Origin of the sequence: Sinorhizobium sp. 8-89 (assembly GCF_030124325.1) — a bacterium.
In the GTDB taxonomy this organism is placed as follows: Bacteria; Pseudomonadota; Alphaproteobacteria; order Rhizobiales; family Rhizobiaceae; genus Sinorhizobium.
The window spans coordinates 558,073-567,528 of sequence record NZ_JASKLR010000002.1 but is presented as its reverse complement, the minus strand read 5'-3'; the positions used below and the strand labels follow the sequence as shown (position 1 = coordinate 567,528).

General features: G+C 62.5%; 10 protein-coding genes. 1 reads left to right on the top strand and 9 read right to left on the bottom strand.

All coding sequences use genetic code 11. The annotated features are described in order from the left end of the window. Positions 1–279: NAD-dependent epimerase/dehydratase family protein (locus tag QN219_RS07300; RefSeq protein ID WP_283998913.1), on the bottom strand; the 279-nt coding region annotated here is incomplete at its 3' end. A 615-nt stretch (positions 280–894) separates the two neighbouring features. Here QN219_RS07300 and QN219_RS07295 point away from each other — a divergent pair. Next, positions 895–2,493, top strand: coding sequence for a winged helix-turn-helix domain-containing protein (locus QN219_RS07295; protein WP_283998912.1), 1,599 nt, complete (start codon positions 895–897; stop codon positions 2,491–2,493). Positions 2,494–2,541: 48 nt separating this feature from the next. Here the strand turns inward: QN219_RS07295 and QN219_RS07290 are convergent, their stop codons facing one another. From QN219_RS07290 to QN219_RS07255, 8 genes are all read right to left on the bottom strand, one after another. Beyond that, a complete protein-coding gene (locus QN219_RS07290; protein ID WP_283998911.1) occupies positions 2,542–3,351 on the bottom strand; it encodes a DUF1194 domain-containing protein in 810 nt (269 codons plus the stop codon). A 314-nt stretch (positions 3,352–3,665) separates the two neighbouring features. Further along, on the bottom strand, positions 3,666–4,895 hold the full coding sequence (locus QN219_RS07285; RefSeq protein ID WP_283998910.1) for a bifunctional alpha/beta hydrolase/OsmC family protein: 1,230 nt from the start codon (positions 4,893–4,895) through the stop codon (positions 3,666–3,668). A 115-nt stretch (positions 4,896–5,010) separates the two neighbouring features. Then, a complete protein-coding gene (locus QN219_RS07280) occupies positions 5,011–5,739 on the bottom strand; it encodes a hypothetical protein (RefSeq protein ID WP_283998909.1) in 729 nt (242 codons plus the stop codon). A 338-nt stretch (positions 5,740–6,077) separates the two neighbouring features. Then, entirely contained in the window at positions 6,078–6,584 is a 507-nt protein-coding gene (msrA, locus tag QN219_RS07275) for a peptide-methionine (S)-S-oxide reductase MsrA (protein ID WP_283998908.1), read from the bottom strand. After that, positions 6,581–7,027, bottom strand: a complete 447-nt coding sequence (gene msrB / locus QN219_RS07270) for a peptide-methionine (R)-S-oxide reductase MsrB (protein ID WP_283998907.1) — start codon at positions 7,025–7,027, stop codon at positions 6,581–6,583. Before msrB ends, msrA begins: the two co-directional genes overlap by 4 nt. Positions 7,028–7,136: 109 nt before the next feature. After that, positions 7,137–8,012 (bottom strand): LysR family transcriptional regulator, encoded by an 876-nt coding sequence (locus QN219_RS07265; RefSeq protein ID WP_283998906.1) that lies wholly within the window; start codon positions 8,010–8,012, stop codon positions 7,137–7,139. 202 nt (positions 8,013–8,214) lie between these two features. After that, a complete protein-coding gene (gene trxB, locus QN219_RS07260; RefSeq protein ID WP_283998905.1) occupies positions 8,215–9,213 on the bottom strand; it encodes a thioredoxin-disulfide reductase in 999 nt (332 codons plus the stop codon). Between the two features lie 56 nt (positions 9,214–9,269). After that, a complete protein-coding gene (locus tag QN219_RS07255; RefSeq protein ID WP_283998903.1) occupies positions 9,270–9,425 on the bottom strand; it encodes a DUF1127 domain-containing protein in 156 nt (51 codons plus the stop codon). Positions 9,426–9,456 lie beyond the last annotated feature (31 nt).

Sequence of the window (9,456 nt, the reverse complement as noted above, 5' to 3'; positions counted from 1 at the left end):
GGCAACGTGGTGACGGACGCCGGCGGCAGCTTCCGCAGCCAGCAGGTTCCGGCCTGACGTCTCGAAGAACTCGAGCACGGCCTTGTCTTCCCACACCGGTGCGTTCGCCACGTCGACGACGATATCGGCGCCGTCGAGCGCTTCGGCCAATCCCTCGCGGGTGATGGTGTTCACGCCAGTATTGGGCGCGGCTGCGAGCACGTCATGGCCGCGCTCGCGGAGGTTCTTCACAAGTTTCGATCCGATGAGGCCGGTGCCTCCGATGACGACGATCTTCATGGCTTCTCTCCCTTTCTCCCGACCGCAACCATTGCCGTCGATGTCCGTGGAGAGTGCCTCGGCGCTCGAGGGAAGTCCTTGCGGCGGGCTTGAATTACCCTTGAGGGAAGCTTGGTTATTCGTCCAAGACGGGTTGTCCGATGGGGGTGGAATGCTCTGGCTATTTTCCTTTCATTGAAACCACAGTAGACGACAGTAGCGTGATGGAACTCGGCGCATGCTTTTTTCGTCCTCATCAATCGAGCTGCGGCGCACGGCCGCCCGCCTACCCACCTCATCTCTGTGCCTGTCACAGGGATCCAGCCACGGCGCGTCGGCGCCGTGATTAACTCCGTCTGGCAGTGCAGATGCTGCGAGAGCTGCGCCCGCTTCAGCTGTGTGCGAGATTCTCCCGCGCCCAAGGACTTGGGCGCGCTGGATTCCTGTGACGAGCACAGGAAAGAGGGGGGGAGAAGCCTTGCGGTACCGCAACCGACGAAGCAGCGGCTGGCTACTGTCGTGTGCTGCCCGATGCTCTTTCCGGACGGAAAACCGCTACACACTTTTCCAGGAATCGCCATAAGCACGTCTTGCCGTGCTATCAAGGGACGGAAGCGTTCGCCAGGGGATGCCGAAGTGCAGTTCATGTTTGGAGACTACGTGCTCGATCCGGAGCGCCGGGAGCTGACTCAGCGCGGGCAGGTCGTGGCCGTTGGGCCGCAGGTCTTCGATCTGTTGCTGCATCTCGTCAGGAATCGCGACCGCGTCGTCAGCAAGGACGACCTGCTCCAGGCGGTGTGGGGCGGCCGGATCGTCTCGGAATCGACGATCACCAGCCACATCAACGCGGTTCGCAAGGCAATCGGCGACAGCGGCGAAGAGCAGCGCCTCATCCGGACGGTGGCCCGCAAGGGCTTCCGCTTCGTCGGCGAGATCATGGGAGGCGAGATCGGCGAACAGCGACAGCACGGGGGCCTACGCGTCTTCGAACAGGCGGCGCCGGAAGAGAAGGAACCGCCGCCGGCCGCGCTCGTCCTTCCGGAAAAACCCTCCATTACCGTCCTGCCCTTCCAGAACCTCAGCGGCGACCCGGAGCAGGATTATTTCGCCGACGGCGTGGTGGAGGACATCATCGCGGCCCTGTCGCGCATCCGCTGGCTGTTCGTCATCGCCCGCAATTCGAGCTTCACCTACAAGGGCCGCGCGGTGGACGTGAAGGAAGTCGGCCGGGAGCTTGGCGTGCGCTACGTGCTGGAAGGCAGCGTGCGCAAGTCCGGCAGCAAGGTGCGCATAACCGGGCAGCTCATCGATGCCACGACCGGGACGAATCTCTGGGCGGAGCGCTTCGAAGGCACGCTCGACGACATCTTCGAACTGCAGGACCAGATAGCCGAAAGCGTCGTAGGCGCGATCGCGCCGCAGCTCGAACGGGCGGAAATCGAACGCGCCAAGCGCAAGCCGACGGAAAACCTCGACGCCTACGACTATTACCTGCGCGGCATGGCGAAGCTGCACAGCGGGACGCGCGAAGCGATCGAGGCGGCGCTGCCCCTGTTCTACAAGGCGACCGAGCTCGATCCGGAATTCGCCTCCGCCTATGCCGCGGCGGCCTGGTGCCATTTCTGGCGCAAGTTGAATGGCTGGACGACCGACCGGGCACGGGAGATCGCCGAAGGCGCGCGCCTCGCGCGGCTGGCGGTGGAACTTGGCCGGGATGATGCGGTAGCGCTGACAAGAGGCGGGCACGCGCTCGGCCATCTCGCGGGCGACCTCGACGGCGGCATCGCGCTCATCGACAGGGCCCGGCTGCTCAATCCCAACCTCGCTCCCGCCTGGTTCCTCGGCGGCTTCCTGCGTGTCTTCCGTGGTGAAACGGAGAGCGCGATGGAGAATTTCGCCCATGCCGTTCGCCTGAGCCCGCTGGATCCGGAGATGTTCCGGATGCAGGCCGGGACGGCGCTGGCGCACTTCTTCGCCGGGCGCTTCGATTCCGCCTTGGCCTGGGCGGAAAAGGCGCTGGGGAACCTGCCCAGCCTCCTGATTGCGGTCGCGCTGGTGGCGGCGAGCCACGCGCTTGCCGGGCGCAGCGACGAAGCCCGGCAGGCGATGCAGCGCCTGCGCGCGCTCGACCCGTCGCTGCGGGTCTCCAGCCTCAAGGACTGGCTGCCGATCCATCGCCCGGAGGATCTTGCGCGCTTGGCGGACGGCCTGCGACTGGCCGGGCTGCCGGAGTGATGAACGCGCCGCGGGTTCTACTCGTGGTCGCCGAAATCTGACGCCGATCTACCGATTCAGTTCCGGAAACACCCGCTCGATGAAGTTCGGATTGAGCTTCTCGCCGAACAGGCAATCGATCGGGGGTGTGGCAGCGGCTCGCCGCAGGCTCCAGGCAGGCGTGCGGCCGCTTACCTCCAGGAGCAGCTTCTGGCGGACGGCGATCGCAAAGTCCTCCGCCTCGTGCACCGGAATCATGAAGGAGCCGGGGCCGCCGATGACGCATTCCGAATAATACTGATCGAGCGGAACGGCCGAATTGGAGGGGCGGATGATGATCGCCAATCCATTGATGACGATCCCGCGCTCCAGGGCGGCGGCGCGCGCGGGCGCGACCGGCGGTCCGACGTTGTTGTGCCCGTCGCCGGAAAGATCAATGACGCGGCGCACCCCGGAGTAGGCATTGGACTCGATCAGTTTGGTCCCGAACAGGATCGCGTTGGAGATCGAGGTGCCGCGCCGGGTGCCGACCGGGCGGGCTTCGAGCCGGGCGGCGAATGCTTCGGCGTCCTCGACGTCGTCGATCACCTGCCAGGCCAGCACCGATGCTTCGTTCACCAGCCCCGCCCATTCAAAATAACCGATGGCAATACGCCCCAGATAACCGCCCTTGATGGCATTGATGAAGTCCGGATGTCGGAGTGCCTCCAGGTAGCCGAGGCGCTGCACGCGCGCCTCCTCCATGTCCATCGAGCCCGACATGTCGACCGCCAGCACGAGTTCCAGGTCGACATCCGCAGACGCCGCATCCGGAGGTGCGGCGGCCGCCTGCATCGGGATTCCAGTGAGAAACAGGATCAACGCCAACACGCGCAACATCGCATCAGCCCCCTCATCATGTTTTCGCAAGAGGGTATCACAAGATCACCGGGTCGCGTTAGCCACTGCGAGGGCCTTGCCTCGTCGGTTGCGGTACAGGGCTTCTCCAACCATCCTCATTCCTGTGCTTGTCACAGGAATCCAGTCAGCCCAAGTCCTTGGGCTGAAAAGACTCTTCCGCGCCGCTGACACGGCGCTGCTGGATCCCTGTGACAAGCACAGGGATGAGGACGATAAAAAGCATCCGCCAAATCCAATTACGCTACTGTCGTGTACTGTGGCGTCCCAATCCCAAAAGACCCGGCGCTGTAGGCTTATGACTTCACGACGGTTTTTACCTTCGCCACGGCTTCGAGCGTGCGATGGACCGGGCATTTGCCGGCAATTTCGGCGATCTTGCCGCGAAGCTCCTCGGAAATCTCGCCGTCGATGGAAATGACACGTTCGAAATGGTCGATCCTGGCGCCGCCGCTGCGTTCCGCTTCGGTGCACTCCTCGCAGTCCCTGGCATGGATCTTGGCATGGGAGACGTCAACGCCGATGCGCCCGAGCGTCAGCTTCTTGTGATCGGCGTAGAGGCGCAGCGTCATGGAGGTGCAGGCGCCGAGCGCGATCGACAGGAAGTCATAGGGCGAGGGTCCGGAATCGAGCCCGCCCACGTTTTCAGGTTCGTCGGCGAAAAGCCGATGGCCGCCTGCCTGAACCGCGTTCTGAAACTTGCCTTCGCCCGTTTCCGTCACGCGGACATGTTCGATCGGCTCCGTGCCCTGCGGCGCGTCGGCGGCGAGATAACGCGTCATCCATCCCGAAATGACCCTCCCGGCGAAGGCCGAGTCTTCAGGGTCGGTGAGCAGGTGGTCGGCCTTGTCCAGCGAAACGAAACTCTTGGGGTGTTTGGCCGCGAGGAAGATTTCATTGGCGTTCTCGATCCCGACCGTCTGGTCCAGCGGCGCGTGAAGGATGAGGAGCGGTTTTTTCAGGCTCGCGACGGCGTCCTTGATGCGCTGCGCGCGCGCGTCCTCGACGAATTGCTTTCTGACAAGGAACTTGCGCCCGGCGAGATCGACGTCGGCTGCGCCGCTCGCCTCGATCTCCTCGAGGCTCGTTCCGAAGTTCTTCAGCACATGGCCGACATCGGCCGGCGCGCCGATCGTGGCAACAGCGCGCAATTCGGGAATGTCCTTGGCGACCGCCAGGACCGCTGCGCCGCCGAGCGAATGGCCGATCAGCAGCGCCGGCGCCTGATAATGTTGACGGAGATAGTCGGCGGCCGAAAGCAGGTCGGCGACATTGGAGGAGAAATTTGTCGAGGCGAATTCGCCTTCACTCGATCCGAGGCCGGTGAAATCGAAGCGCAGCACCGCGATCCCCTCGCGCGCAAGCTCCGCCGCAATGCGGCGCGCTGCCGCCAGATCCTTCGAACAGGTGAAGCAATGGGCAAAAAGCGCGTAGGCGCGCAAGGGCCCGTTGGGCAGATCGAGGCGGGCGGCAAGGATTGCGCCGGAGTGACCGGAAAACTGGAGCCGTTGCGTGTTGAAAGCCATGGTGACGCTCCTTCGCTCAAGGCCATCTCATTGTTTCATTGAGACAGTGAAGTGATCTAACGCTTTGAAACTTAGCAATTCCGCACGGAACCGTTGCTTTACAGGACCAGTAATCTCAGAACAGCGCGTAGTCCGACAGTTCGATCGTGACGGCGTTGAAATCGCGGTCGAGAGTGCGATCCGGCTTGAGTGTGAACACGCTGCGGCGGGTCGGGTACTTCAGTCCGTCTACGTCGACGTAATCAGATATGAAGTGTGCAGCCGGCGTGTCCGCCCACACATCAACCGTATAATCGTGACGGCGCAGCAGCCCATCCGCACCGAAGTAGAAGCGCTGTTCCCGCGTGTGGCTGTGTACGCTTTCCGGGAACAGCACGGCTACCCCGCGAAGCGTCTCATCTTCGTTCTCGATCGAAGCAATGTCGCGAGCTTCATAGCCGGGCTCGCCGAAAACGAACGGCGTCGCATGGTACGTCCACATGGCATAGCCGTTGAAGTAGGCGAGGTTCAGCGGGTCCCATTGTCCGTTGAAGCTGCTATCGAACGCTTCACGTCGGTTGTTTCGCTCGGCGATAACAGAGCCATCCCCGGCAGTGATCTCCACATGGTCGGGGGTCCAGGTCATCGTCCAATCCGGTTCTCCAAAGGGAGTAACTCGGGTCCACTGCCGGTGGAACTCGCTTGTTGCACGCCGCGGCACAGGGATCAAAGGAGCGCCTTTCAGCTCCCATAGCTTTCCACCGGTCAGTATGGTCGAGGCAATACCCTTGAACTTGCGCCAGTGGTCGTGCCCGCCATGCGCTTCCAGAGCCTCTTCCAGCAGCGGGTGCAACTTGCCATGCATCGATCTTCTCCTAAATTGGGATCGCGACGACTATTTGACGCTCCTGACCTTTGGGCGCTTGCAGCGACGTATGCCTTCCGCGCCTTCCAACGTGGAATCCGCCCGGATGTCGCAAGAGACGGCTCCTGAACGTGAATGGGCCGAGGATAGCACCTTTTGTGGCCCAAATCTTTTTGGGCGGACAGCACTTCAATCGTTCGGCGATCTTGTTCGCCTTGGAAGTGCAGGCGCTCTCAATGAGCGACGTCATGGTGATTGACATACCGTCGCTTCCGGGCTGCCTCGATGAGCAGCTACGAACGCGACAACAAACGCCGCGGCCGGAGACAGGCGGCCGGTTATTCGGCCGCCGAGCGCCGGGGCAGCACCCAGTTTGGGCGCGGGAAGTGGCAGGTGTAGCCGCTGGGGTAGTTCTCCAGGTAATCCTGGTGCTCCGTCTCCGCCTCCCAGAAGTCTCCCACCGGCTCGACTTCGGTCACGACCTTGCCCGGCCACAGGCCCGAAGCCTCGACGTCTGCAATCGTGTCCTCGGCAACTCGCTTCTGCTCGTCGTCGACATAGTAGATCGCCGAGCGGTAGGAGGTGCCGATGTCGTTGCCCTGTCGGTTCTTCGTGGTCGGATCGTGGATCTGGAAGAAGAACTCCAGAATCCGCCTGTAGCTGATCTTCTCGGGATCGAAGATTATTTCGATGCCTTCGGCGTGGGTACCGTGATTGCGGTACGTCGCGTTCGGCACGTCGCCGCCAGTGTAGCCCACGCGGGTCTCGATGATGCCGGGGAGCTTGCGGATCAAGTCCTGCATGCCCCAGAAGCAACCACCAGCCAAAACAGCTCTCTTGGTCATTTGATATCCTCTACCTGGTTGATATAGGCGCCGTAGCCCTCGGCCTCCATTTCCTCGCGCGGAATGAAGCGCAGCGCGGCGGAATTGATGCAGTAACGTAGTCCGCCCCGGTCTTCAGGGCCGTCGGGAAACACATGACCGAGATGGCTGTCGCCATGCACCGAGCGGACCTCGGTGCGGATCATGCCATGCGAGTTATCCCTGAGTTCGTTGACATTTGCCGGTACGATCGGCTTGGTGAAGCTCGGCCAGCCGCAGCCGGAATCGAACTTGTCGGCCGAGGCGAACAGCGGCTCGCCGGAAACGATGTCGACATAGATTCCCGGCCTTTTGTTGTCAGTGTACTCCCCGGTGAAGGGGCGTTCGGTGCCATTCTGCTGGGTCACCCGAAACTGCTCGGGTGTAAGCTTGCTAACCGCTTCGTCGGTCTTTCTATAGGTCATTTTCCTTGTCTCCGTTGCTGGATTTGTTGCCTGAATATGGCGAGCGGTGATGAGGATTCCCAATATCGGATGTGCATAGATTCCATAGCCGAGCGACAGACGCACCCGCTCACGACCAGTCGTGCCGGGCCGCCAGCTGCGCGATCTTGCGGATCTCGAGCGGCGTGCCGGAACCGGAGACCGTCACAAATACCAGTTCGCGCTCCAGGGAAATCCCTTCCACCGGACGGGTAACGATGCCCTGCACGACGATGGACCGCTCGGGCATGATGCAGATCGCACGACCCTCGGCGACCACCTGCTGGACCCAGTCCTCGCGGTCGGCACTGAAGCGCGGCTGCATGACCGCATCATGGTCCATCAGGTGCTCGGTGATCTCGGTGTGGAACTCGCAGGCCAGCCGGTCGACGTACGGATAGGCGGCGATCGCCTCGGTGCTGACGACATCCTTTCCCGCCAGCGGATGGCTCTCCGCGCAGGCGAGGAGGAACCGCTCGCGAAAGAGCGGCACGACGTCGAGCTTGGGGTTGGGGCGCGGCGCCCGCGGCAGGATAGAGGCGTGATACTTGCCCGAAAGCACTTCGTTCGCGCCTTCGCCGGCCAACAGCTGATGCAAGTTGATCTTCACGGAAGGAAGCTCGCCAAGCGCGTCGTCAAAGAATGCGGCAAATGCGGCAGGGCCAATGGTCGGGGCGACAGCGATATCGAGAATACGGCGCCGGCCGAGCACCGTGCTTTCGGAATGCTCGCGCACGTTTCTAAGCGCGAGCTCAATGCGCATGAACTCGGCCTGGACGTCGCGGCCGAGCGCGGTCAGGCGGCTGTCCTTGCCGTCGCGATAGATCAGCGGGCTGCCCAGGTCTTCCTCGAGGCGCTGGATTGCCCGCGTGAGACTGGGCTGCGAGACACCGCTTCGACGCGCGGCTTCGGTGAAGTTCAATGTTTCAGCCAGATTGAGAAAGTACCTGACCTGATTGATGTCCATGGATCGGTCTCGCTTGGGCTTGGATTGAACGGCCATGATCTCGGCAAGGGGAGACAGCGGCCGGACACCGGTTGTCACTCCGGCGCCGTTCGAATGCAAGGGCAGCCGGAAGGTGTGTGGAAAGCGCGGACCTCCGCAGATGAACTGCGGGCGGGTCCGCGCTTCGCCAAGGGGCTGGCGCGTCGGCGGTGATCCCCTACACTTACGCTCCAACCATCTCCGCTTCACGCGGCTCGATCGCCCGGGCGACCGGATCTGGCGACTGCTCGGCCAGGAATTTCTCGGCTTCAAGGGCCGCCATGCATCCCATTCCGGCGGCGCTGATGGCCTGACGGAATACCGGGTCGATGACATCGCCGGCGGCCAGCACCCCGGGGACAGTTGTTTTCGTCGACCAGGAGCCGACCTTGATGTAGCCGTCCGCATCCATGTCGAGCTGGCCGCGAAACAACGCGGTTGCCGGATCGTGTCCGATCGCGACGAAAAGGCCGTGCGTGGACAGCTCCTTCACGTCGCCCGTCTTCACGTTGCGGATCCGAACGCCGGTCACCGACTTCGTCGGCTCGTGCTCGCCGATAACCTCGTCGACGACGTGGTTCCAGACGACTTCGACGTTCGGTTTAGCCAGGAGACGGTCCTGCAGGATCGACTCCGCGCGGAAACGATCGCGGCGATGAACGACCGTGACCTTGGAGGCAAGGTTCGACAGGTAGAGCGCTTCCTGCACGGCTGTGTTACCGCCGCCGACAACGACCACTTCCTTGTTTCGATAGAAGAAGCCGTCACAGGTCGCGCAAGCCGAGACGCCGAACCCATTGAATGTCTTCTCCGAGGGCAGGCCAAGCCAGCGGGCCTGGGCTCCCGTCGCGATGATGAGTGCATCGGCGATGTACGTGTCGCCGGAGTCGCCCTTGAGACGGAACGGGCGCTCGGAAAGATCGACGGAGGTGATGATATCGTACACCACCTCGGTGCCGACATTCTCCGCCTGCTGCCGCATCTGCTCCATGAGCCACGGGCCTTGAACGGGTTCGGCAAAGCCGGGGTAGTTCTCGACATCCGTCGTGATGGTGAGCTGGCCGCCCGCCTGCAGCCCGGTCACAAGGAGCGGTTTCAGGTTGGCGCGGGCAGCGTAGATGGCGGCGGTATAACCGGCCGGTCCGGCCCCGATGATCAGGACCCTGGCATGATGCGTGTTCATGAGGTGATCTCCTTCTGCGTCACGGTCTGGGATCAGCCGTGACGCAGTCTCGGGGTTCATTGGTCGTATTGCCGGCGCGCGACTATGTCGATTTCGTTGCGGGTAATGCCGACATCATCGAGCAAGTGATCGTTCAATTGCGTGAACGCGCGAAGGGTCCGGCGATAGCGCTGGTGGGCGCGGATCTTAGACAGAACAAAGGTCAAATACATAGGACGTTCCTTTCGTTGAACCGACCGGCAC